The sequence below is a fragment of the Parageobacillus sp. NEAU-HV-2 genome (genome assembly GCF_059115485.1).
The window spans coordinates 223,069-246,543 of the sequence record NZ_JBXUJJ010000005.1; the positions used below are offsets into that span (position 1 = coordinate 223,069).

Annotated in this window: 25 protein-coding genes; 17 read left to right on the forward strand and 8 right to left on the reverse strand. The window is 43.4% G+C overall.

Annotated features, from left to right (window positions below; translation table 11 throughout):
• Nucleotides 1-14 precede the first annotated feature (14 nt).
• Nucleotides 15-827 carry a cobalamin-binding protein gene (locus AC1WMD_RS10785; RefSeq protein ID WP_494257165.1) on the reverse strand — a complete coding sequence of 271 codons (813 nt, stop codon included), beginning with the start codon at nucleotides 825-827 and terminating at the stop codon, nucleotides 15-17.
• Nucleotides 828-1,006: 179 nt separating this feature from the next.
• Between AC1WMD_RS10785 and AC1WMD_RS10790 the strand changes: the two genes are divergently transcribed.
• From AC1WMD_RS10790 to AC1WMD_RS10800, 3 genes are all read left to right on the forward strand, one after another.
• Nucleotides 1,007-2,500, forward strand: a complete 1,494-nt coding sequence (locus tag AC1WMD_RS10790) for a leucyl aminopeptidase (RefSeq protein WP_043905902.1) — start codon at nucleotides 1,007-1,009, stop codon at nucleotides 2,498-2,500.
• A 225-nt stretch (nucleotides 2,501-2,725) separates the two neighbouring features.
• On the forward strand, nucleotides 2,726-3,346 hold the full coding sequence (locus AC1WMD_RS10795) for a DUF47 domain-containing protein (protein WP_043905901.1): 621 nt from the start codon (nucleotides 2,726-2,728) through the stop codon (nucleotides 3,344-3,346).
• A gap of 17 nt (nucleotides 3,347-3,363) precedes the next feature.
• Nucleotides 3,364-4,362 (forward strand): inorganic phosphate transporter, encoded by a 999-nt coding sequence (locus AC1WMD_RS10800; RefSeq protein ID WP_043905900.1) that lies wholly within the window; start codon nucleotides 3,364-3,366, stop codon nucleotides 4,360-4,362.
• Nucleotides 4,363-4,437: 75 nt separating this feature from the next.
• Here the strand turns inward: AC1WMD_RS10800 and AC1WMD_RS10805 are convergent, their stop codons facing one another.
• The gene (locus AC1WMD_RS10805; protein WP_494257167.1) at nucleotides 4,438-5,046 is read right to left on the reverse strand and encodes a biotin transporter BioY; all 609 of its coding nucleotides are present in this window, start codon (nucleotides 5,044-5,046) and stop codon (nucleotides 4,438-4,440) included.
• Between the two features lie 138 nt (nucleotides 5,047-5,184).
• Between AC1WMD_RS10805 and AC1WMD_RS10810 the strand changes: the two genes are divergently transcribed.
• Complete coding sequence (locus tag AC1WMD_RS10810) at nucleotides 5,185-5,343, forward strand: hypothetical protein (protein ID WP_186003879.1); 159 nt, start codon at nucleotides 5,185-5,187, stop codon at nucleotides 5,341-5,343.
• A gap of 68 nt (nucleotides 5,344-5,411) precedes the next feature.
• Here AC1WMD_RS10810 and AC1WMD_RS10815 read toward each other — a convergent pair whose 3' ends face one another.
• From AC1WMD_RS10815 to modA, 4 genes are all read right to left on the reverse strand, one after another.
• Nucleotides 5,412-5,762 carry a YuzC family spore coat inner layer protein gene (locus tag AC1WMD_RS10815; RefSeq protein ID WP_494257217.1) on the reverse strand — a complete coding sequence of 117 codons (351 nt, stop codon included), beginning with the start codon at nucleotides 5,760-5,762 and terminating at the stop codon, nucleotides 5,412-5,414.
• 101 nt (nucleotides 5,763-5,863) lie between these two features.
• A complete protein-coding gene (locus AC1WMD_RS10820) occupies nucleotides 5,864-7,189 on the reverse strand; it encodes an ArsB/NhaD family transporter (protein ID WP_494257169.1) in 1,326 nt (441 codons plus the stop codon).
• A 27-nt stretch (nucleotides 7,190-7,216) separates the two neighbouring features.
• Nucleotides 7,217-7,639, reverse strand: a complete 423-nt coding sequence (locus AC1WMD_RS10825) for a hypothetical protein (protein WP_494257170.1) — start codon at nucleotides 7,637-7,639, stop codon at nucleotides 7,217-7,219.
• Nucleotides 7,640-7,697: 58 nt separating this feature from the next.
• On the reverse strand, nucleotides 7,698-8,465 hold the full coding sequence (gene modA / locus AC1WMD_RS10830; RefSeq protein WP_494257171.1) for a molybdate ABC transporter substrate-binding protein: 768 nt from the start codon (nucleotides 8,463-8,465) through the stop codon (nucleotides 7,698-7,700).
• 161 nt (nucleotides 8,466-8,626) lie between these two features.
• On the opposite strand from modA, the gene kapD reads away from it, so the two are divergent.
• The 3 genes from kapD to AC1WMD_RS10845 all read left to right on the forward strand — a co-directional run bounded on the left by kapD (nucleotide 8,627) and on the right by AC1WMD_RS10845 (nucleotide 10,131).
• Nucleotides 8,627-9,250 (forward strand): 3'-5' exonuclease KapD, encoded by a 624-nt coding sequence (gene kapD / locus AC1WMD_RS10835; RefSeq protein WP_043905895.1) that lies wholly within the window; start codon nucleotides 8,627-8,629, stop codon nucleotides 9,248-9,250.
• A gap of 84 nt (nucleotides 9,251-9,334) precedes the next feature.
• Entirely contained in the window at nucleotides 9,335-9,553 is a 219-nt protein-coding gene (locus tag AC1WMD_RS10840; RefSeq protein WP_494257172.1) for a hypothetical protein, read from the forward strand.
• A 77-nt stretch (nucleotides 9,554-9,630) separates the two neighbouring features.
• Nucleotides 9,631-10,131 carry a superoxide dismutase family protein gene (locus tag AC1WMD_RS10845; protein ID WP_494257219.1) on the forward strand — a complete coding sequence of 167 codons (501 nt, stop codon included), beginning with the start codon at nucleotides 9,631-9,633 and terminating at the stop codon, nucleotides 10,129-10,131.
• A 128-nt stretch (nucleotides 10,132-10,259) separates the two neighbouring features.
• On the opposite strand, the gene AC1WMD_RS10850 is transcribed toward AC1WMD_RS10845, so the two are convergent.
• Complete coding sequence (locus tag AC1WMD_RS10850) at nucleotides 10,260-11,420, reverse strand: MalY/PatB family protein (RefSeq protein WP_494257173.1); 1,161 nt, start codon at nucleotides 11,418-11,420, stop codon at nucleotides 10,260-10,262.
• A 268-nt stretch (nucleotides 11,421-11,688) separates the two neighbouring features.
• On the opposite strand from AC1WMD_RS10850, the gene AC1WMD_RS10855 reads away from it, so the two are divergent.
• The 3 genes from AC1WMD_RS10855 (at nucleotide 11,689) to yugI (ending at nucleotide 13,837) form a co-directional block, all read left to right on the forward strand.
• Entirely contained in the window at nucleotides 11,689-12,189 is a 501-nt protein-coding gene (locus AC1WMD_RS10855) for an Lrp/AsnC family transcriptional regulator (RefSeq protein ID WP_043905892.1), read from the forward strand.
• Nucleotides 12,186-13,358, forward strand: coding sequence for an aminotransferase (locus tag AC1WMD_RS10860; RefSeq protein WP_043905891.1), 1,173 nt, complete (start codon nucleotides 12,186-12,188; stop codon nucleotides 13,356-13,358). The genes AC1WMD_RS10855 and AC1WMD_RS10860 overlap by 4 nt, the downstream gene beginning before the upstream one ends.
• Nucleotides 13,359-13,474: 116 nt before the next feature.
• Nucleotides 13,475-13,837: a S1 domain-containing post-transcriptional regulator GSP13 gene (gene yugI / locus AC1WMD_RS10865; RefSeq protein WP_043905890.1), complete on the forward strand. Its 363-nt coding sequence runs from the start codon at nucleotides 13,475-13,477 to the stop codon at nucleotides 13,835-13,837.
• Nucleotides 13,838-13,878: 41 nt separating this feature from the next.
• On the opposite strand, the gene AC1WMD_RS10870 is transcribed toward yugI, so the two are convergent.
• A complete protein-coding gene (locus AC1WMD_RS10870) occupies nucleotides 13,879-14,112 on the reverse strand; it encodes a DUF378 domain-containing protein (RefSeq protein ID WP_043905889.1) in 234 nt (77 codons plus the stop codon).
• 150 nt (nucleotides 14,113-14,262) lie between these two features.
• Between AC1WMD_RS10870 and AC1WMD_RS10875 the strand changes: the two genes are divergently transcribed.
• From AC1WMD_RS10875 to AC1WMD_RS10905, 7 genes are all read left to right on the forward strand, one after another.
• Nucleotides 14,263-15,426: an iron-containing alcohol dehydrogenase gene (locus AC1WMD_RS10875; RefSeq protein ID WP_494257175.1), complete on the forward strand. Its 1,164-nt coding sequence runs from the start codon at nucleotides 14,263-14,265 to the stop codon at nucleotides 15,424-15,426.
• 152 nt (nucleotides 15,427-15,578) lie between these two features.
• The gene (locus AC1WMD_RS10880) at nucleotides 15,579-16,928 is read left to right on the forward strand and encodes a glucose-6-phosphate isomerase (protein ID WP_494257176.1); all 1,350 of its coding nucleotides are present in this window, start codon (nucleotides 15,579-15,581) and stop codon (nucleotides 16,926-16,928) included.
• Between the two features lie 696 nt (nucleotides 16,929-17,624).
• Nucleotides 17,625-18,647 (forward strand): LacI family DNA-binding transcriptional regulator, encoded by a 1,023-nt coding sequence (locus AC1WMD_RS10885; RefSeq protein WP_494257177.1) that lies wholly within the window; start codon nucleotides 17,625-17,627, stop codon nucleotides 18,645-18,647.
• A 455-nt stretch (nucleotides 18,648-19,102) separates the two neighbouring features.
• On the forward strand, nucleotides 19,103-20,494 hold the full coding sequence (locus AC1WMD_RS10890) for a sugar ABC transporter substrate-binding protein (RefSeq protein WP_494257179.1): 1,392 nt from the start codon (nucleotides 19,103-19,105) through the stop codon (nucleotides 20,492-20,494).
• Nucleotides 20,495-20,554: 60 nt separating this feature from the next.
• The gene (locus AC1WMD_RS10895) at nucleotides 20,555-21,451 is read left to right on the forward strand and encodes a carbohydrate ABC transporter permease (RefSeq protein ID WP_494257181.1); all 897 of its coding nucleotides are present in this window, start codon (nucleotides 20,555-20,557) and stop codon (nucleotides 21,449-21,451) included.
• A gap of 16 nt (nucleotides 21,452-21,467) precedes the next feature.
• On the forward strand, nucleotides 21,468-22,364 hold the full coding sequence (locus AC1WMD_RS10900; protein WP_494257182.1) for a carbohydrate ABC transporter permease: 897 nt from the start codon (nucleotides 21,468-21,470) through the stop codon (nucleotides 22,362-22,364).
• A complete protein-coding gene (locus tag AC1WMD_RS10905; protein WP_494257184.1) occupies nucleotides 22,361-23,470 on the forward strand; it encodes an ABC transporter ATP-binding protein in 1,110 nt (369 codons plus the stop codon). The genes AC1WMD_RS10900 and AC1WMD_RS10905 overlap by 4 nt, the downstream gene beginning before the upstream one ends.
• Nucleotides 23,471-23,475 lie beyond the last annotated feature (5 nt).

Below are 23,475 nucleotides of genomic sequence, written 5' to 3' on the forward strand. Positions count from 1 at the left end.
GCAAGCACCGCCCTTTATTTTGTTAACAATGGGTCTTGCCCGTCGTCCACCGGAAAAACGGATGGATGCAGCAAAGCTGCCAGTTTTTTAAGACCGGCTAAAAGCCGTGGGGAAGGACGGCAATAAAGTGATTCCTCGAGTACGTAAATGCGGTCGGCACAGACAGCATCGACGTTTTCGGCCTCTAGTCTCTTTTTTACCGCCTCTTTGTTCATTTTCTTTGTTTGCACGCCAACCCAAACAAGACAAATATGCGAAGGATTGCGTTTTACTACTTCGCTCCAGTCCGTTTGCACGTTAGCCTGCGGCATGTCAGCAAAAATATTGCTTCCTCCCGCCAATTGGCTTATTTCACTGAGCCAGTTGGCGCTGCCAGGAGTAAAAATCGGCTTCGGCCACCATTCCCAATACAGTCTCGCCGGCTGTATGACGCTATCTGCAAGTTGCCGGTACTGCTCTATGAAAGAGCGGTAACGGTGAACGACTTCGTTTGCTTTGGCTTGTTGGCCAAGTGCTTCGCCAAGCCGTAGCAAATCATTAGCTATATCTTCCAATGAATTTGGTGCAAAAACAAGATGGGGAATGTTTCGCTTTTGTAGTTCCTCGATGTTCCTTTCCATTCCGGGAACGCTTAAAGAAGCAAGCACTAAATCCGGTTTCAGCGCCGCGACTTTTTCCATATTGATATGCAAGTCCGGGCCGACCCTTGGCAAATGAGTAATTGAAGACGGCCAGTCTGAGCAGTTGTCAATTGCGATCAAATGGTCAAGCATATCTAGGTAAGCAAGCAATTCCGTGTTGCTCGGGCAAATCGAAATTAACCTCATCGTCATTCTCCCTTCCATTTTCTGCTATGAACACACCCTATGTCTTTCCTTCTTTTTTCATTCCACATGCTTTTTCCGGTTTCCTTGTCATAGGAAAAAGTATTTTTTAGCATATCGAAATAATGGTAACATTTCGATATAATGAAAAGGAATATGTATACAAATAAGGAGATGATACGATGTTTACGGTGAAATCGCAGCTGTCTCTAGACACGGTGCATGAGGCGCTGGTGATTGGTGTTTTTGAAAAAAACCAGCCGCTAGACGGCATTGTTGCCGAATATGATCGCCGCCTTGGCGGGCAGCTGTCTGTGTTGTTTAAAGAAGGAGACATTTCCGCTAAGAAAAAACAAATTTCCCATGTACATACATTGAATCAAACAGGAGCAAAACGGCTGTATTTTGTTGGTTTAGGCAAAAAAGATGCATTGACGTTTGATGGGCTGCGTGAAGCGTTTGGCAAGCTGTTTAAAACATTAAAACAAGCGAAGCGGACGGAAGCGGCCGTCGCTTTGGACACGTTCGTCACTGATGATGTCGACGCCAATGAAGCGGCCCACGCACTGTCGGAAGCGTATTACTTGGCTACTTACGAATTTCCTGGATATAAGCAAAAAAAGAACGAACCGGAAAAACGGATGGAAGCGATGACGATTTACACGGAAGCAGACGCAGCTGAAATTGAAGCAAGCCTTTTTGTCGGTTCGGTCTATGGCAAAGCAACCAATTCGGCGCGCACGCTCGTTAATACGCCAGGCAATTTGTTGACGGCGGCGGACTTAGCGGAATATGCAGTAGAATTAGCGAAAAAGTATGAGTTTGAATATGAAATTCTCGAAAAAGAAGAAATGGAACGGCTCGGGATGGGAGCGTTTCTCGCTGTCAATCAAGGATCGAAAAACCCGCCAAAAATGATTGTTCTAAAGTACCAAGGAAAAGAACAATGGGAAAACGTCATCGGCCTTGTTGGAAAAGGAGTGACGTTTGATACGGGAGGATACTCCCTTAAACCGCGCGAAAGCATGGTCGATATGAAAACCGATATGGCTGGTGCCGCCGCAGTGCTTGGTGCGATGGAGATTATCGGGGAACTTCGCCCGGAACAAAACGTTATTGCCGTCATTCCGGCTACCGACAATATGATCAGCGGCGAAGCGTTTAAACCAGATGACGTCATTACATCGATGAGTGGAAAAACGATCGAAGTGAAAAATACAGACGCGGAAGGCCGCCTCATTTTAGCCGATGCCATCACTTATGCAAAGCATCACGGCGCCAACTATTTAATCGATGTGGCGACGCTGACTGGTGGTGTGATCGTCGCGCTTGGCGTGCATACGACGGGGGCGATGACGAACAATGAAGCGTTATTTGAACAGCTGCTTGAAGCGTCGGTGGAAACAGGAGAATTTATTTGGCGTCTGCCGATTACCGAAAAAGATAAAGAACGCGTGCGCAGCAGTAAAATTGCCGATCTCAACAACTCGCCGGGCCGGGAAGGACATGCGATTATGGGCGGCGCGTTTCTCGGTGAATTTGCCGAAGATACACCATGGGTGCATCTTGATATTGCTGGAACGTCGGTGGCAGCGAAAGAATATGATCTCGGACCATCGGGGGCGACGGGAGTAATGGTGCGCACGCTGGCGACGTTCGTAGAAAGGTTTGAATAAGATATTGGAAACCGAAGCCGCTTTGTATGGCTTCGGTTTGTCTTTTGGACCTCTATATTAACGAAATGTAAAGATAATGTAAATTTAATGTAAATTTTTTTTGTCTTTTATTGTGGATTCGACACTTATTGATAAAATAATACAGGTGGCATAAATTCCATCAGTTCATAAAATAAAACAAGCGGTATCAATTCTATCAGTTCAAAATCAATGGGGGTTTTCACAATGATTTTTTCTCCAAAAAAAGATGTCTTCTTTGATTTATTATTTACGATTTCGGAAAATGTGAAAGAAGCGGCACAATATTTTGTAGAGTATAAAATCAACAACGTCAGTGATTTAAAAGAATTCTCCCGCGTGATGAAAGAGTATGAGCGCAAGGGAGACTCGTATATTCATGAACTCGTTGTTGAGTTAAATAAAACATTTATTACGCCAATTGAACGTGAGGACATTCACCAACTGGCGATGAAAATGGATGATGTGCTCGATGGACTAGAACAATGTTCAGCCCGTTTTGAAATGTTCTCGTTTACGGAAATTGATGACCATATGGTGAAGTTTTTCGATAATATTTATCAAAGCACCATTGAAATCGTGCAAGCTCTCCAATTGCTTGCGAACAAAAAGCTGATCGATATGCGGAAACACGCCATTAAAATTAAGGATTATGAAACGAAGTGCGATGAAATTTTGCGGGCTTCGATTAAAAATTTATTTGTCGAGCAAAAAGACCCAGTGAAAATCATTCAATATAAAGAACTGTATGAAATGCTTGAAGAGATTGCCGATAGCTGTGAGGATGTAGCGAATACGATTGAAACGATCATCATGCGCAATGCATAAAAGGAGACATCGTTTTTATGGATATAGTATTGGTACTTACGGTTCTGATTGTTGTTTTTGCATTGGCGTTTGATTTTATCAACGGATTTCATGACACTGCCAATGCCATTGCGACATCGGTATCCACACGGGCGCTTTCACCAAGAAAAGCGATTATTTTGGCAGCGTCGATGAACTTTATCGGTGCGTTGACCTTTACCGGGGTGGCGAAAACGATCACAAAAGACATTGTCGATCCATTTGCATTGGAAAATGGTTCTATCGTCATTTTAGCAGCGCTCATCGCTGCGATCGCATGGAATTTAATCACTTGGTATTATGGTATTCCAAGCAGTTCTTCGCATGCATTAATCGGTTCGGTGGCGGGAGCTGCGATTTCGGCCGCTGGGTTCGATGTGTTGCATTATAAAGGGTTTCTTAAAATTTTGGAATCATTGATTATCTCGCCATTTCTGGCGTTAGCGGTAGGCTTTGCCATTATGAGCATGTTCCGTTTCATCTTTAAAAATGCCAACTTAACCCGTACGACGAAAGGATTTCGCTTGTTTCAAGTCGTAACGGCAGCATTGCAATCATACACACACGGAACGAACGATGCGCAAAAGACGATGGGCATTATTACGATGGCGCTGATTGCCGCTAATTATCACACATCGAGTGAAGTTCCGGAATGGGTACGGATTTCCGCCGCTCTCGCAATGGGGCTTGGCACATCTGTAGGCGGATGGAAAATTATTAAAACGGTCGGCGGCAAAATTATGAAAATCCGCCCTGTCAACGGCGCCGCTGCCGATTTATCGTCTGCACTTGTCATTTTCTCGGCTACCCTTCTTCATTTGCCGGTTAGTACGACCCATGTTATCTCGTCGGCGATCATGGGGGTTGGTGCGGCACAGCGCGTAAAAGGCGTAAAATGGGGAGTCGCAAGACGCATTGTGTTGACGTGGATCATTACATTGCCTGTTTCAGCCTTGATCGCTGGGTTTGCGTATCAAATTCTAAATTTATTTTTCTAAATAGATTAAGCGCGCATGTCCAAAACGGAATGCGCGCTTTGTTTATGATGGAAGGAACCATCCATAGAAAGTGGATTAAGCGACATGTTGATAATAAGAAGCGGATTTACGGATAGCGCGATACATCCGTGGTGCTATCGCTCCGGCTACGATCGATAAAATAATGTCTTTCGGAAGCGGCATCATCATCCAACTCCATGCCATGCCGTAGGAAAAACCTTGTGGCGCTGCCGCCCATAATTTATAAGCAGCATACATCCAGTTTGTACCGATGACATAGTTAAGGACCATTCCGACTAACGCCGCAACGATAAAGCGGGAAGTAGAACGATTGTCTTTGCCTCGCTCAATCATCCATCCTGTGACATACGCCGCAACAATGAAAGAGACAATAAAGCCGAATGTCGGGCGGACAATGCTGCCAAAGCCGCCGCCAAACTGGGCAAACACCGGAGCGCCAAACACTCCGACTAACATATACACAATCATCGCCATGGTGCCGAGCCGCCGGCCTAAAACAGCTCCAGCGAGCACGCAGAAAAACGTTTGCAAAGTAATCGGAACGCCGCCGATGACTAAAAACGGAACCCATGACGTAATATTGGCACCGATCGCCATCAAGGCTACGAACATGCCGACCAATGTAATATCAATGGCACGCCACTTCGGACGTTGTGTCTCCATATGTAAACCCCCTTTTGTTTTTTGTTAACAAAATCGTATCGAACAACAAGAGGGATGTCAACTATATTTTTCTGACATGCGCATAATAAAAAGAAAGCAGTATTATGATTTTTAGTCGCAAAGAAAGGAGAAAATGGCATGAAATTTGAGGGGCAAGAACAGGAGATCAAACAGGCAAGCAAAAAGGGAGCAAACGAAGATATCATTCATGTAAGCAAAAACGATGATGGATACGATTTGCGCGATGCCGCAGAAATTGGAAAAAAGCAGCCGTTTGACGAAAATGGAAATGCGTAATGCTATCGATTGAGCAAGGAAAAGGGCTCACCTTCGCATTAGGTGCCGCCCGATCATATTCCCAAGAGTTAAGTATGAGGAAATATATTCCAACGAAGGCCGATAACGAGCTGACAGCATGCAAACGCACCTGGCGGGGGAGATAAAGTGAAGCGGATGCCATCAGGATTAAAATAAAGATCGACTTTCGATTTAATTCCAAGCGATTGGATCATCCGGCTGACTTCCTTTGTTTTTCCCTCCTGTGCCGCTGCCATGATGCTGGTTGCGAACGATTTTGATTCCGCTAGTTTTTTTAAAATCGTGCTGGCGTCGTTCATCAATGTTTGCGCGGTCGCCGCCGATTTAGAAAAAAGAGCAGGATTCACCGGCGGATATTGCCTGACGATATATTGGGGAGGGAATGCAGGGTAAAACATCACGGGTTACTCCTCCTTGTTAATCATTTCTATACTACTATATGTATAAAATGGAAAAAGGAGCGAATTTCTTTTGATTTCGCTCCTTTAACCTGCTCTTTTTACAAATAACGAACGAACAAATAGGCATGGGAAAGCAGCAGGGCAATCAGCGTCAACGGCGCGCCAATTTTCAAGAAATCCATATAGCTGAATCCATGTCCTTCGCGCGAAGCGATGCCAGCGACGATGACGTTCGCAGAGGCGCCGATTAATGTGCCGTTTCCGCCAAGGCAGGCGCCTAGTGACAATGCCCACCATAATACTTCAATTTGCGCGGCATCCGGCGATAGTCCCATGCCAACAGCCATGTCTTTAATCAGCGGAATCATGGTGGCGACAAACGGAATGTTATCGATCGTGGCAGAGGCAATTCCCGATAGCCAAAGGATAAAATACGCCGCGACGGAAATATTGCCGCCGGTGATTTCGAGCGCTTTTTCCGCTAAACTTTTTATAAGGCCGATGTCCACCAGTCCGCCGACTAAGATGAACAGACCAGCAAAAAAGAAAATGGTTACCCATTCTACCGAGGTGAATACGTCTTCGATTTCATGCTCCGGAACCGCGATCAACATTAAAATGACAGCACCTGTCATCGCGATGACGGCGGCATCAACATGGATGACCGAATGAAGGATAAAGCCTAAAATCGTCAACGCCAATATCGATACGGATTTTTTTAGCAGCTTGGCGTCCTTAATATAGTCGGCGTCATTGACGCTCATCAATTTGCTGATAAGTTTTTCGTCCGCTTTCAGCTGCTTGCGATAAATCCATGCCAAAATGGCCACCGTCACTGCGGCAATGAGGAGCACGATTGGCGTTAAGTTGAGCAAAAATGCGTTAAAATCAAGATGTTTATTGGCCGAGCCGATCATAATGTTTGGCGGGTCGCCGATTAATGTCGCCGTTCCCCCGATATTAGACAATAACACTTCTGAAATTAAATAAGGAACCGGATTTACCTGTAGCATGCGCGTAATGGAAAACGTAACGGGAACAATGAGCAGCACAGTTGTCACATTATCGAGAAAAGCGGACAAAACGGCTGTCAATAACGAAAGCATCACTAAAATACGGATAGGATGCCCTTTTGCTAATTTTGCCGCTTTAATTGCCATGTATTGAAAAAAACCAGATTTACTTGTGATGCCGACTAAAATCATCATGCCGATAAGCAGAGTGATCGTTCCCCATTCGATATGATGGGTAAAAGCCTTATGCAAGTCGACAATGCCAAACATAATCATTACCGCTGCGCCAAGCAGCGCAATGACGGCGCGGTTGATTTTCTCGGAGATGATAATGGCGTATGTAATCAAAAAAACAGCGATGGCAAAGTAGTATTGAAAATTTGATATTTCAGCAGTTGCGGTATGATGCATAATCGGTAGATGCTCCTTTCCGTGATTTTAGCTGGATGTGTGAAAAGCATTTCTGCATGCCGGGCATGTCCAGCCACTGCGGAGTGGATGAGCGTCGCGCAAATAGAAAGAAAATAAGCAGTGCGGGCATTGTATTTCTGTCACGTGGTCAATAAACAATTTCTTCGTCGGCTCGGCTGGTACAGATGTATCAACAATTTCAACATGGATGTTGTCGCGGGATTCATCCTCGGCCAGCACAAGGCCATTCGCTTCATCTTCAGTGCGCCATCCTTCGCCGATCAGGTGCTGCTTAAGCTGGCTGTGGGAAGAATGATGCAACATATCTTCTGCCAGTTTCATATATTGCTCATTCGTTAATGAAGTGAAAGGAATATGCAGGTTTTGCCTGTCCCAGTATGCTTTTAGTTGTTCTTCTGTAAAAATAAAGGTAACAATTTTATGAATCACCTTTCATGGCTACGTCTCCTTTTTTGTTATATAAAGTTCAATATTCTCAAATGAAAGGCTACTTGATAGGAACGATAAATCCGTATTTTTGAAAGAACGCTGCTGCTTTGTTGGAATATAAGTAGGCCACCCATTGTTTTGCTGCTTTTTGTTGTTTCGATTGCGCCACCACTCCTGCCTTATAGACGATCTGCTTGTTGAGCGAGGACGGGGCAACCGCAGCGATATGAACGTGTTTCGATGCAAGTGCATCGGTGCGATAGACGATTCCGCCATCGACGTTTTTCGATTCGACATAGGTCAGCACTTGGCGGACATCTTTAGCAAAAATATATTTTGTTTGTAGTTTTTCCCATAATCCGGCCGACTGAAGCCATTGTTTAGCATAAGCGCCCGCTGGTACGGTTTCCGGAATGCCGATCGCCACGGAACGAATGGTCGGGTTCGTTAAATCAGATAAGGAATGTACCAAACTCGAATGATTTTTTTGTGTGATCAAAACAAGTTCATTGTAAACGAGGGGACGGTCGTGCGTGGCAATAACCATTTTGTTTTGCCGCAGCTGTTCAAACGTACGGGCATCAGCCGAAACAAATATATCGATCGGCGCCCCTTGTTCAATTTGTTTTTGTAGCGTTCCCGTTGATGCAAAGGTGAAGCGAAGCGTGACATCATGGTGCTCTTTTTCATATTGCTTGCCAATCGCTTCAAGAACGTCTTTCATGCTAGCGGCTGCCCCTACTGTAAGGACGGTATTTTTCTCGTTGGCGTGGGAACAACCTGCTAGAAAGATCATCACGCATAGGCATATCACGAACTGCTTCATCACGTTTTTCTCCTTTCCCATTAATTATCCATTATACTCCATTTTTCTGATTTTCGCCCTTTTTTTGATATTTTCTGAAAAAAGAAATAAACTGTCGCTTCCTCATGATATAATAATAATAAGAGCATTCGTGATAATGCATAAGAAAGGAGGGAAAAGATATGTCGACCGTACAACAATATTTGTTCCTCGATTTTGAATTTACGATGCCGGAGACGAAAACGGAGCCGCGCGGGTTTCTTCCGGAAATTATTGAAGTCGGTCTTGTCGTAGTGGTCAATGACGAAGTAAGTGATCAGTTTTCTTCCTACGTAAAACCGCTGCGCTTCCCGCTGCTTACCGCTCGGTGCAAATCATTTTTAAATATTACGCAAGAACAAATTGACCAAGGGATCAGCTTTTATGAACTCGTGGCGCTGCTAAACAAGTACGATCAGGCACGGCCGAGCACGGTAGTGACATGGGGCAGTATGGATATGAAAGTATTGCGGGAAAATTGTATGTCGGCGAATGTGCCGTTCCCATTTAGCGGAGAACATCGCGATTTGGCAATGGAATATAAACGGTTTTTTGGCAATAAAAATCAAACTGGACTGCGACAGGCGATACAGGAGTATGGAAATGAAGGGGTCGGAAAAGCACATTGTGCGCTCGATGATGCTTTCACTACCTATAATATTTTTCGTTTAGTAGAAAATGATAAAAAATATTTAACGAAAACGAAACCGCCGACGATCGGGGAACGGATTGATTTCACCCAGTTAAGAAAAAAATTCGCGCTTTAGCGGCCGCATCGACAGCGGTCTTTTTTGTTTATTTATGTTATAATAGCTATTGAAATATTTTCTCTGATGAAAGGTTGTTGAACGATGATTCTTCCAAATATATTAAACTTATTTCTATACTTTCCGGAAGATAAACGTGAATATATTCCGGCTGCCATTTCATTCAGTATTTTCTTGATCGCAGCGTTTGTAACGATGTGGGTAATCATAAAAATTTCCAAACGGCAGGAAGAAGAGGCAAAGAAATTAGAAGAACAGTTAAAGAGAAAAAATGTAATCCGCGATGAAAAACAGAATGTTTAATATGCCCTCTCTTAGGCAATACTAATAGATAAAAACGTATTGCCGGGAGGGGTTTTGTGTTTCAACGAGCAAGTTGGTTGTTAGCTGTAACGATTTTATTCATTGCCGGCTGTCAAAATGAGAAAGCCACTGATTTAAAAGTTGATATGATTAATAGCGATGGCGATTCTGTCGGCACGATCCAATTAGTGGAGCAGGCAAAAGGGGTTAAATTGAAGCTTGATTTGGAAGGGCTCCCTCCTGGGGAACATGCGATTCATATTCATGAAAAGGGAGTTTGCAAAAAACCGGACTTTCAATCAGCCGGGAATCACTATAATCCGGACGGAAAAAAACATGGATTGCTCCATCCGGAAGGAGCGCATGCCGGCGATTTGCCTAATATTATTGTCAAAGAAGATGGAACGGTTAATGTCGAATTGACGGCACCGAATGTGACGTTAAAAGAAGGACAGAAAGGATCGTTATTGACAAAAGACGGGACGGCGATTGTCATTCATGCAGGAAAAGACGATGGAATGACACAGCCGGCTGGAGATGCTGGTGGACGAATTGCTTGTGGTGAAATTAAAAAATAGAAGAAGGCTCTTGCCGAAGAAACGGGAAGAGCCTTTTCGTTTTTTTTCGTGAAACTTTTGCAGTATAGAAAGTGGAGATTTTCGCATTGTCTGTCACGATTTGTTTATAGTTGTGACACTGCCAAAGATTATCGCAATGCCGCCGATAGACGATCAAGCGCCTCTTTTAGCGTCTTTCGCGGGCAGGCGACATTCATGCGTATAAACCCTTTTCCTTCTTCGCCGAATTTACTGCCAAACTCTACCGCGATTTTTCCTTTTTCTAAGAGAAGTTGCTTGAGCTGCTGCTCTGTTAGGCCAAGCTGCCGGCAATCGATCCAAACGAGATATGTCGCTTCCGGGCGAATGACGCGAAGCGCTGGTAAATGTGTCTGTATATAAGAGGATACGTAATCGATATTCTCTTGCAAATAGGTTAGCAGTGCATCGAGCCATTCTCCTCCATGACGGTACGCTGCCTCCGCACCGACGACAGCAAACATATTCAGCGTAAAAAACCCTTGCCGCTGCTGGACTTTGCGGAATTGCCGCCGCAATGATTCGTTGGCAATGATCACCGCCGCTGCCTGCAGTCCGGCAAGGTTAAACGTTTTTGTCGGCGCTATAAATGTGATGCTTCTTTCGGCAAACTCAGGATGGATGGAGGCAAACGGCACATGTTTGTTTGGCGGAAAGGTGAGATCGGCATGGATTTCATCGGAGATGACGATCACATCGTGTTTCATGCATAACTGGGCGATTTTTTCTAATTCTTCCTTTGTCCATACCCGTCCCCCGGGGTTATGAGGACTGCACAGAAGCAACAATTTCGCTCCTTGAATCTTTTCTGTTAAATCGTCCCAATCGATTTCATATCGCGTTTCCTTGAGCTGCAACGGGCTGGTAACAAGCGTGCGGCGATGCTGGCGGACAAGCTGAAATAGCGGCGGATAAACAGGAGTAAATACGACAACGCGATCCCCCTCCTTGGAAAACGCCTCGATCGCCGTCGCAATCGCGGGCACGACACCGGTTGAAAAGACGAGCCATGACCGGTCAATCTCCCATTGATGCCGCGCTTGCAGCCAATGTTGCACAGCCTCTTTTAATGAATCAGGAATGACGGTATAGCCAAAAATGCCGTGTTTGATCCGTTCGTGCAAGGCTTCGATCACTGCGGGAGGAGCCGGAAAGTCCATATCGGCCACCCACATCGGCAATACGTCTTTGACGCCAAAAACCCGCTCTGTGTCATCCCATTTTACCGAAAGGGTATGGCGGCGGTTGATGACATCGTCAAACCGATACATAAAAAACATCCTCTCCCTTCTTTTTTGACAGATTATCGCTTATAATTTTTGTATGCTACCCATTTTGCTGAAAAGGTGACAGGCATATGATGGATGCGCAACAATTGTATGTTTCATAATAAACGCGAATATGATTTAGCTGGATTGTTTGTCCGTTTGCTTGGGGCGTGTCCATCCTTCTTCACCTCTTGCTGTTTATTTTAGTTTTAATCATTTTTTCATGCAAACGGAGCGAATGTATGCGAAAATAGTTATTGGGGGGATCTACATGAAACTAAGTGAAAAAGAGGTTGAAATTGTCGAAATATTAGAAAAAGACGCGCGTATTCCAATGGAAACACTAGCGAAAATGGTGGAGTTGACGGTCGAAGAAACAGAGGCGATTGTGAAAAAGCTCGAGGAAACAAAGGTGATTGTTCAATATGCCGCGCTTGTTGATTGGCGGAAAGTCGACGGGCATGAAGGAGTCACGGCGATGATTGATGTGAAAGTGACGCCAAAGCGCGGAGTTGGATTTGATGAAGTGGCAGAGCGCATTTACCGTTTTCCGGAAGTAAAATCTGTTTATTTAATGTCGGGGGCTTATGACTTATCCGTAGTCATTGAAGGGCGTTCGATGTCCGAAGTGGCGCAATTCGTTTCCGAAAAATTATCGACGCTTGACTCGGTGATTTCTACGACGACCCATTTTATTTTGAAAAAATATAAACATGACGGCACCGTATTTGACCAAGGAGATCAAGATCGCCGCATCGTGGTGTCGCCATGAAACAGCAAATGAAAAAGTCTTACGTGTCGGAAACGGTTGCCCGCCTAAAACCATCGGGAATTCGCCGCTTTTTTGATTTGGCCTCCAGCATGGAAGGAGTGATTTCCCTCGGCGTAGGCGAACCGGATTTTGTCACCTCCTGGAACATCCGGGAAGCAAGTATTTTGTCGCTTGAACAAGGATATACGTCCTACACGGCAAACGCCGGTTTGCTGGAGCTTCGCCAAGAAATTGCCGCTTATTTAATGCGCAAATTTCATGTCGAATACAATCCGGAAACAGAAATTTTAGTAACGGTCGGCGCCAGCCAAGCGCTGGATTTGGCCATGCGGGCGATTATCAATCCCGGCGATGAAGTGATTGTCGTCGAACCTAGCTTTGTCGCATACGAACCGCTTGTGACGCTCGCCGGAGGGACGCCGGTTTTAGTAGAAACGCATGGCGATGACCATTTTAAACTGCGGCCGGAACAAATCGAGCAAGTCATTACCGAGCGTACAAAAGCGCTCATCATCTGTTCGCCAAACAACCCGACGGGAACGGTGCTGCAAAAAGAGGAGCTGGAAGCCATTGCGCACATCGTCAAAAAATATGATTTGCTTGTCGTTGCCGATGAAATTTATGCGGAACTCACGTATGACGGTACATATACAAGCGTCGCCGCTGTCGACGGCATGTGGGAGCAGACGATTTTAATTTCCGGCTTTTCCAAAGGGTTTGCGATGACCGGATGGCGGCTCGGGTTCGCCGCCGCGCCGAAGGAAATTTTGCAGGCGATGTTAAAGATTCACCAGTATGCGATGATGTGTGCGCCGACGATGGCGCAATACGGCGCGCTGGAGGCATTGCGCAACGGCGAGCAAGATGTCGAATATATGAGAAAAAGCTACCGGCAGCGCCGCAATTATTTTGTTCAATCGCTAAATGAAATCGGCCTTCACTGCCACATGCCCGGCGGCGCGTTTTACGCGTTTCCATCGATTCAATCTACCGGCTTGACATCGGAACAATTTGCCGAAAAATTATTGATCGAAGAAAAAGTGGCGGTCGTTCCGGGCAATGTGTTTGGCGCAAGCGGGGAAGGATATATCCGCTGTTCTTATGCGTCTTCCCTTGAGCAATTGCAGGAAGCGATCAAACGGATGAAACGTTTTTTAGAGCGGTTGTAGTTTCCATGTTCTGCTGTTCCGTTGCGGGATGGCAGAACATATTTTTTTGGGATTCGTCAAAAATTTATGTTATAATACAAAAACACATACGAAATTAAAAAATAGGAGTGTTTTGTTTGTCAACGATAGAAGCAGGAGATATTTTGAAAGGAAAGGTTACGGGCATTCAGCCATATGGTGTTTTTGTTGAATTGGACGGAGGAATGCAAGGACTTGTTCACATTTCGGAAATTTCCCATGAGTTTGTAAAAGATGTTAGGGATTATGTCCGTGTCGGTGATGAAGTAACGGTAAAAGTATTGTCGGTCGATCCGCAAACGAAACGGGCCAGCCTATCAATGAAGGCATTAGAAAATCGAAACAAAAAAGAAAAACGTCACGTGAAAGTGAAAATGTCGTTAAACCCAGGATTTAATACGTTAAAAGAAAAGCTGCAAGAGTGGATCGAGCAATCAAAAAAAGAAGATTTGCTAAAGTAAAACACCCACCGTTTTTCTAGGTGAGTGTTTTACTTTATGTCTTATGTGCGAGACGTTTTTGGTTCTGTTCGTCCCAGTTCTTCGGCAGGCTTGAATAGAAGCGCAAGGTTGATCAGTCCGGCAATGCCGATGATTCCATAGATAATTCGCGACAATGTGGCATCTTGCCCGCCAAAAATCGCTGCTACTAAATCAAATTGGAAGAAACCGATTAATCCCCAGTTAATGGCACCGATAATCGTAAGTAATAGTGCAATACGCTGAAGTACACTCATCCATCTATTCCTCCTTCACATTTTCCGTCATTCGCTTATAGAATGCATAACATTGACGAAAAATATGCATCATTTGCGAAAAAAAGTAAATCGCTTTACAAGTGGGGAGCATACTGTCCATAATAGAGACAAAAAGGGGGATGAATACATATGCAAAATTTTACTTTTCAAAACCCTACGAAATTAATTTTCGGAAAAGGGCAAATTGAGCAGCTGAAAAAAGAACTGCCGCGCTATGGAAAAAAAGTATTGCTTGTTTATGGCGGCGGCAGTATTAAACGAAACGGACTGTACGATGAAGTAATGAACTTATTGAATGAGCTGAACGTAGAAGTGACAGAGCTTCCGGGAGTCGAGCCAAATCCACGCTTATCGACGGTAAAAAAAGGCGTTGACATTTGCAAAAAAGAAGGCATTGAGTTTTTGCTTGCGGTCGGCGGCGGCAGTGTCATCGACTGTACGAAAGCGATTGCCGCCGGCGCGAAATATGACGGCGATCCGTGGGATTTCATTACGAAGAAAGCGACGGTGACGGAAGCGCTTCCGTTTGGAACCGTATTGACGCTGGCCGCAACCGGTTCGGAAATGAACTCCGGCTCCGTAATCACGAACTGGGAGACAAAAGAAAAATATGGCTGGGGCAGCCCGGTGACGTTCCCGCAATTTTCGATCCTCGACCCAACGTATACGCTCACGGTGCCGAAAGACCATACCGTCTATGGAATTGTCGATATGATGTCGCACGTGTTTGAACAATATTTCCATCATACGCCAAACACCCCGCTTCAGGACCGGATGTGCGAAGCCGTATTAAAAACAGTGATGGAAGCGGCGCCAAAGCTTGTGAATGACTTGCAAAACTACGAATTGCGCGAGACGATTTTATACAGCGGAACGATTGCGTTAAATGGCTTTTTGCAAATGGGCGTCCGCGGCGACTGGGCGACGCATAATATCGAACACGCTGTATCGGCCGTATACGACATCCCGCATGCCGGCGGTCTGGCGATACTGTTCCCGAACTGGATGAAGCATGTGCTTGATGAAAATGTCAGCCGTTTTGCCCAACTAGCGGTGCGCGTGTTTGACGTCAATCCGGAAGGAAAATCGGAACGAGAGGTAGCGCTAGAAGGCATTGAAAAACTGCGCGAGTTTTGGTCGAGCCTTGGCGCGCCATCGCGGCTTGCCGATTACGGCATCGGCGAAGAAAATCTTGAATTAATGGCGGACAAAGCGATGGCGTTTGGCGAATTTGGCAAGTTCAAAAAATTAAATCGCGATGATGTGCTCGCCATTTTGCGCGCATCGCTATAATGCAGGAAAGAGGCAGCGACGGCTGCCTCTTTTTTATTCATACAATGTTAAAAATGAATCCGTTTACATAGAGGGGCAACGACTTGATTCCTTTTTATTGTTTCGTTAAAGTGAAATAAGGTAAAAACATTTTGGTTTGGAGGATCGAACATATGACACATATTCGCTTTGACTATTCAAAAGCTTTGGCGTTTTTTGGCGAACATGAGCTTACCTATTTGCGTGATGCAGTGAAAGTGGCACATCATTCCCTCCATGAAAAAACAGGAACAGGCAGCGATTTTTTAGGATGGCTCGATTTGCCTGTTGACTATGACAAAGAAGAATTTGCCCGCATTCAAAAAGCAGCGGCGAAAATCCAAGCTGATTCCGACGTGCTGCTGGTGATCGGTATCGGCGGCTCGTATTTAGGAGCGCGCGCTGCGATTGAAATGCTTCACCATTCATTTTATAATGCACTGCCAAAAGATAAACGGAAAACGCCGCAAATTATTTTCGTCGGCAATAACATTAGCTCGACTTATATGAAAGATGTCATCGACTTGTTAGAAGGAAAAGATTTCTCGATTAATGTCATTTCCAAATCGGGCACGACGACAGAGCCTGCAATTGCCTTCCGCATTTTCCGCAAGCTGTTGGAGGAAAAATACGGCAAAGAAGAAGCGCGCAAACGAATTTATGCGACGACGGACCGGGCGCGTGGCGCGCTAAGAACATTGGCGACGGAAGAAGGATATGAAACGTTTGTCATTCCAGATGACGTCGGCGGTCGCTACTCGGTATTGACAGCGGTAGGACTGCTTCCGATTGCCGTCAGCGGCGCAAATATTGAGGAAATGATGAAAGGGGCAGCGCAAGCGCGCGAAGACTTCAGCAGTTCGGAACTGGAAGAAAACGCGGCGTACCAATATGCGGCCATCCGCAACATTCTGTACAACAAAGGAAAAACGATCGAGCTGTTGGTCAACTATGAGCCAGCATTGCAATATTTCGCGGAATGGTGGAAACAGCTGTTTGGCGAAAGCGAAGGAAAAGACCAAAAAGGAATTTTCCCGGCTTCGGCAAACTTCTCGACCGACCTTCATTCCTTAGGGCAATATATTCAAGAAGGGCGCCGCGATTTGTTTGAAACGGTGCTGAAAGTGGAAATGCCGCGCCATGAGCTCGTTATTGAAGCAGAGGAAAGCGATTTGGACGGGCTGAACTATTTGGCAGGAAAAACGGTCGATTTTGTGAACACCAAAGCGTTTGAAGGAACACTTCTCGCCCATACGGATGGCGGCGTGCCAAATTTAGTGATCACCCTGCCGAAATTAGATGAATATACATTCGGCTATCTCGTCTATTTCTTTGAAAAAGCGTGCGCGATGAGCGGCTATTTATTAGGCGTTAACCCATTTGACCAGCCTGGGGTGGAAGCTTATAAGGTCAATATGTTTGCTCTTTTAGGCAAGCCGGGATACGAAGAGAAAAAAGCGGAGCTTGAAAAGCGGTTAAAATAATAAGAAGGGCTTTCCTTTTTTGGAGAGCCCTTTTTTTATGTATTAACATTTCTCATTGGAATAAGAATATGCAGTGTCATTAAGTAAGTGTTTTTCATGCATGATCTTCCTTCTCTAACGCACATTAATAAATGTTCGAAAAAGAATCATTCTTTTTTCGAACGCAAGGGAAATTGAAAAGAGGAGTGTAGAGGATCGAATCGTTTACGTCTATTTTTTCATGATTGCAGTTCGACGGCATTGAAAAATGGAAACATTATTTTTCTGAAGGGATAAGCAAAATAAAACGCTATCTATTCCCAAGATGAATTGAATGATCGCCAATCGGAAAACATAGGCGACAAAGAAGGTTATTTATGATGATTACAATTCCTTCACGATTGGAAGGAAAAAATGTTTCCGTTATATAGGAGAAGTTGTTACAACCCAACAAAACTTTCTATGATTGACCGATTAACAATATCTTAATAAAAGTGTAACATTGATATAAAGAAATCTGTTTTATTATAAAATTAAAATATAATGCAAACTGCATAACCCACGCATCAATGAACATTAAAGTAACCAGACAAATCTAAGGGTAGACACAATATTGCATGCGCAACTCTGTACACTTACATGTAACACGTTGAGTGATGCATTAAATTTGTAACGCCATCGCAAATAAATATAATCCAAATATGGAGGGCTGTTTCGTTGAGTTACACCATTTTAGACATTGCTTCACGGGCTGGAGTTTCCAAGTCAACGGTTTCGCGGGTGATCTCGGGGAAAGGATTTGCAAGCCAGGAAGCACGGGAGAAGGTATTAAAAGCAATTGAGGAGCTGCAGTACAAACCGAACGCAGTAGCAAGAGCCATGGTTTCTCAACGGACTAACAATATTGGGGTCATTATCTACCGGCAGCATTATCCGATTGCTTCCCACCCCTTCTATGGAAAAATCCTCGATGCCATTCTTATGAAAGCGAAAAGCCTTCACTATTCCGTGTTTGTCACAACGGATAAGGAAGTGTCTTTAAAATCGGCAGATTTTATGCTGGAAAAACGAGTGGACGGGCTTATTCTAATTAGCAGACTCAATCAAGAAGTAGTTGGTTATATCGACAAGTTTAACGTTCCTTATGTGATTGTGAATGGAACAATTGAAAAGGATGATGTGATTCGGATTGTCAATCATGATAGAAAAGGCGGAAGTCTTGTTGCCGACCATTTGTATCAATTAGGCCATCGGAGAATCTTCGTGATTGCCGGGCCGCAGGATCATCGCAGTCATAACTTGCGGTTTAAGGGTTTTAGCCAGCGTATTAGGGAGCTTGGCAGAGAAATTACGATGAGTGATATTTATTTTTCACCTACATCAACTTTCGATGACGGCTATAAAGGGCTGTCTGATATTTGGGATCGCTTCCTAGCTAGAAAGCCAACCGCTCTTTTTGCCACGAATGATATGCTGGCTCTGGGTGCGATGAAGTTTCTATTGGAAAAAGGGCTGGAAATACCTAATGATATAGCTGTTGCAGGTTTTGATGATATCGATTATTCGAAAATGTTCCATCCATCGTTGACTACGGTTCATATTGATAAGGTCAAAATGGGAGAGGATGCGGTTGTTTTATTGGATCAATTAATAAAAAAAGAGAATGTACAGCCGCTAAAGATCGAATATGAGCCGAAACTCGTTATAAGGGAATCGACCAATGGACCTTTCCACAAGTAAATCAAGACTGAAATTAGAAAAAGGGATAAGGAATTGTTCGCTAGGTAACATATCGCTTTTCAAGCTTAGTTATTGTTATTCCCCGGCGTGAACTTTTTGGTTTTGTATTGATCATGACCATAAAGTTCGGTAAGGGGAATTTTTTGTGTTGATATAATAATCGTTAATTCATCTTAAAATATTTTTGCAGTATTTTAGCATTTTGATAAAAGAGGCTTAATATTTTCTCTTTATAATTTAAAGCGTAAAGGGGGACAAGCTAGTTTAATGAAAAATGGATATCTTCTGTTAGATGGGAACGTTCCCAGATTAACCTTACATTCTAGATCTAGAGTAAATATTAATGACTGTTATGTTAAGCGTAGGAACGTTCCCACACAGGTAATAGATTTATACTCAACTCCCCTACTTTAAATAGGAATTTTCCTATTAATAACAATGCGAGGTGAAAAAAGATGAAAAAAATTACAGCAAGTGTCTTATCTACATTCATTCTCGGAATGGGAATTCTCTCTGGTTGTGGAAAGACCGATCAGACCGCTGGAAGTGAATCAAATGGGGATAATCCTAAAGTGATAACGATTGAAGCTCAAACAGCTGCACCAGAAATAACTCGAGTTGAAAATCTGAAAAAAGCGGCTGAAAAACTAAATGAGGAATTAAAAGAACAAGGAAAAGATATTCGAGTAAAAGTTAAAACAAACTTATTTGAAGGAAGTTGGGAAGAATATGCCAAACAATTTATGTTGGCTTTCAAGGCCAAAAAAGAGCCTGATATTTATGCGACAGGGCATGAAAACATTGGTTGGTTGGCGGATGGAAATTACATACTTCCTTTAGATGAACTGAAAAAATCTAAGGAATATTCTGATGTATTTCCAACTTTATGGGATTCTGTAACATATAAGGGTCATATTTGGGGTGCTTTGCAAGATACGGAAGCACGTCCTGTTTTCTACAATAAGGATGTTTTGAGAAAGCTTGGTTGGAGCGAAGAGCAAATTAATAATCTTCCGGAAAAAGTAAAGAACGGCGAATTTACACTGGATGATATGACGAAATTAGCTGAAGAAGCGAAAGCAAAGGGATTAGTGCAATTTGGCATTATTCACCGTCCGGTAGATGGTCCTGATTTCCATGTAATGGTTTACAATTTTGGCGGAAAATTATATGATCCTAAAGAAAATAAAATTGTATTAGATAAAAAAGCCGTTGAAAAACAGTTGAACTATTACTATGAAATCGCACAGAAAAAATTAATACCGGATAATCTTACTCAAATGGAATGGAGCAGTATTCACAAGGCCGTAGTAAACGGGAAGGCATTGTTCTACTACGGCGGCATTTGGAACGTATTTAACTGGGGTCAAGACAATTTCCACGAAAAATTGGGTAAAGTGAATGAAAAATGGGTCAATGAGCACTTTGGTATGATGCTTATTCCTGCAGCAGAAAAAGGCGGAAAACCAATTACTCTTTCTCACCCATTCGTATATACCGTTTCATCGCAAACAGAACATCCTAAATTAGTGAAACGTTTGTTGGAACTTGTGGCTGATCCTGCACTTCAAGCGGAGCATGACGTAAAGACGTTCCATCTTCCTGTCACAAAAAGTGCTGCAGAACATCCGGACTTTAAAGCAAATGCAACATTGGGGAATGTGACATACATGCTTGAATATACGACATTCCTTCCGAACCATGAAGGATTCCCTAAGTATTCCAAAGCAGTATTTGATGCCATTCAAGCAGTAGAGCTTGGAAAGAAAACGCCGAAAGAAGCATTGAAAGATTTAGAGGTACAGTTGAAAAATGACCTTGGCGATCAATTAAAAATTGTAGAATAAAAAAGCGGATGATACCTGGCGCATTCCTGCCAGGTATCATCTTTAAAGGAGGTTAGAAAAGTGGGATCTGTTTTAAAAAAGTGGAAGTTACCTGCCATTATGCTTGGACCGTTCATTATTCTTATCTCCCTTTTCTTTTTTCTCCCTGTTATATTAATAGCCATATTGGCGTTTACCAGCATGGATTCTGCCATGAGGTGGTATTTTAACGGATTGGCGAACTTTCAAAAGCTTGTGACCGATCCGAATATCTTGTTGATTGTGAAAAACACCATCATTTACGTCGGTTTCACATTATTGATTAATGTGTTTTTTGGTCTGGCTTTGGGCATTTTGACAACCTACTTTATTCAAAAAGAATCCGTCGGCCTGTTTTTTCGGACGATTTGGATGCTGCCGCGAATTTCCCCGCCAGTCGTGTATGTGCTTCTTTGGTTATGGTTTTTTGATCCAAGTGAATATGGAGTGTTAAATAGTTTGCGAGCTCTTTTTCATATGCCGCCTAAGGAATGGCTGACAACTCACCCGATGACCGCTGTTATTTTAGCAAATGGATTAATTGGAGCTTCGTTTGGGATGATTATTTTTTCATCGGCTATTAAGTCCATACCGAAAGATTTGTTCTACGCCGCAAACGTAGATGGAGCTTCTCAATGGTCGATCATTAAAGATATTATTATCCCGGCTGTGCGTTGGCCGCTAATGTTTGTAACACTATGGCAGTTTTTGTCTTTGCTTACATCCTATGAATATATTCTCTTGCTTACAAACGGAGGTCCTTTATTTGAAAGCGAAGTACTAGCTTTGTATTCGTATCATAAAGCTTTTCGGAATTTCGAATTTGGCTATGGTTCCGCTATTTCTCTTGTTCTTGTTTTGATCGCATTGATCTTTTCGTTTATCATGTGGAAATTGTTTGGAATGAAAAAAATGATGGGTTCTTCAAGAATCGAGTAAGAAGGGAGCTGTTGAAATGGAAGCAACCAGTTACCGTGTGGAAACAGAACGTGTACTCAAACCTGTCTCCAAATGGAAAAAGCGCATTCCTTACATTATTGCTTATGGTGTTTTGGGGTTGACTACGCTTCCAGTTATTTTAATGTATTTGTGGCTTTTGTTAAGGTCTTTTTCTGAACAAATGAAATACGGTTTTATCCCTGTTCATTTCACATTAGAAAACTGGCGGTTTTTATGGTCGAACGTGGAGCATGGAGGAAGCACGCTCCCAAGTATCTGGAAGGCAACCTGGAATTCCTTCGTTTTTTCAGGAACTCTTACCATCTTGGAAGTCATCATCGGCGTCATGGCTGGATATGCTTTAGCTCGGATCGAATTCCCAGGACGTCAGGCGTTAATGAAGACTACGTTGCTATTGCATGCTTTTCCGAGTGTCGCTCTGCTTATTGCGGTGTATTATATTTTGAATTTTATGGGGTTGTTTGATTCCCTTTTTGGGGTTGTATTAGTGAAAACAGCCCTGCAAATTCCTATGACAGCGTGGATTGTAAAAGGATTTTTTGATGATGTGCCATGGGATGTAGAGTGGGCTGGACTGATTGACGGATGCAGCCGTTTGAAGGTTTGGTTTACCATTGTGCTTCCGTTGATTAAGCCTGGAATTGCGGCAATTAGCATCTTCTCGTTTTTATCTGGTTGGTCTGAATTTTTGCTTTTATACACGTTTATTTTAAGTGATGAAAATGTCACTTTGTCTTCTTATCTCCAAAGATTAATCAGTGATCCAAATTTGGTTAATTACGGGCTATTAAGTGCTGTATCGCTATTTTATATGTTGCCGGTCTTACTGTTTTTCATTTTTACGCAAAAATCATTGATGCAGGTAAGTGCTGGAGGAGGGAAGAGCGTATGAAAATCGAGTTAAAAAATATTTGTAAATCGTTCAATAAGAAAACGAATACGATTGATAACTTGAACTTGACGATTGAAGACGGGGAGTTTGTTGCTCTCCTTGGACCGAGCGGCTGCGGAAAGTCTACAACGATGCTTATGATTGCTGGAATTTATAAGCCAGACAGCGGCGAAATTTATTTTGACGGCCAGCGTGTCAATGATTTAGAGCCAAAGGATCGAAATATCGGCATGGTATTCCAAAGTTATGCCTTATATCCGCATATGACGGTTTTAGATAATATCGCATTTCCATTGAAACAACAGAAAGTTTCAAAAGAAGAACGGATAAAGCGGGCGAAACAGGCGGCTGAAATGGTGCAGCTTGGGCATTTATTAGGTCGAAAACCGAGCGAATTATCTGGAGGTCAGCAGCAACGTGTTGCTTTGGCGCGTGCCATCGTGAAAAAAACAAAGGTACTGTTATTAGATGAGCCAATGTCCAATCTTGATGCCAGATTAAAAATTGAAATGAGAGAGGAAATTTCCCGCATCCAAAAAGAATTGGGCATCACAACTATTATGGTTACCCATGATCAAGAAGAAGCGATGACGATGGCTGACCGTATAGCGGTCATGAAAGAGGGAAAAATCATTCAGTACAGTACGCCGATGGAATTATATAAGTATCCGAAAGACTATTTTGTCGCTCAGTTTATCGGAACGCCTCCGATGAACTTTCTGAAAGGAAAACTATCGAACAACCAGCTTCATTTACGAAACATGACCATTGAATTAGATCGCGAGTTCCTCAATTTTCATGGAGGAGAGACAGACGTAAATGTTGGAATTCGTCCTCACGATTTAAAATTAGGAGACAGCGGGAATATTCGCCTCAAAGGTGTGGTAAATATGGTTGAGCCTATTGGTTATTCGCAAATAGTTAATGTAAAAGTCGGCAATGAACAGGTTCGCTTTTTTGTTGAACCAAACACTAGAATGGAATATGGCCGTGAAATTGAAATATCAGTCGACATTTCTGCTATTCATTTGTTTGATGCAGCGACGGGAAGAAGTTTGAAAAAAGAATGTGCGAATCAAGGACAAGTCAAGGAATTCGTCTCATAGTTAGG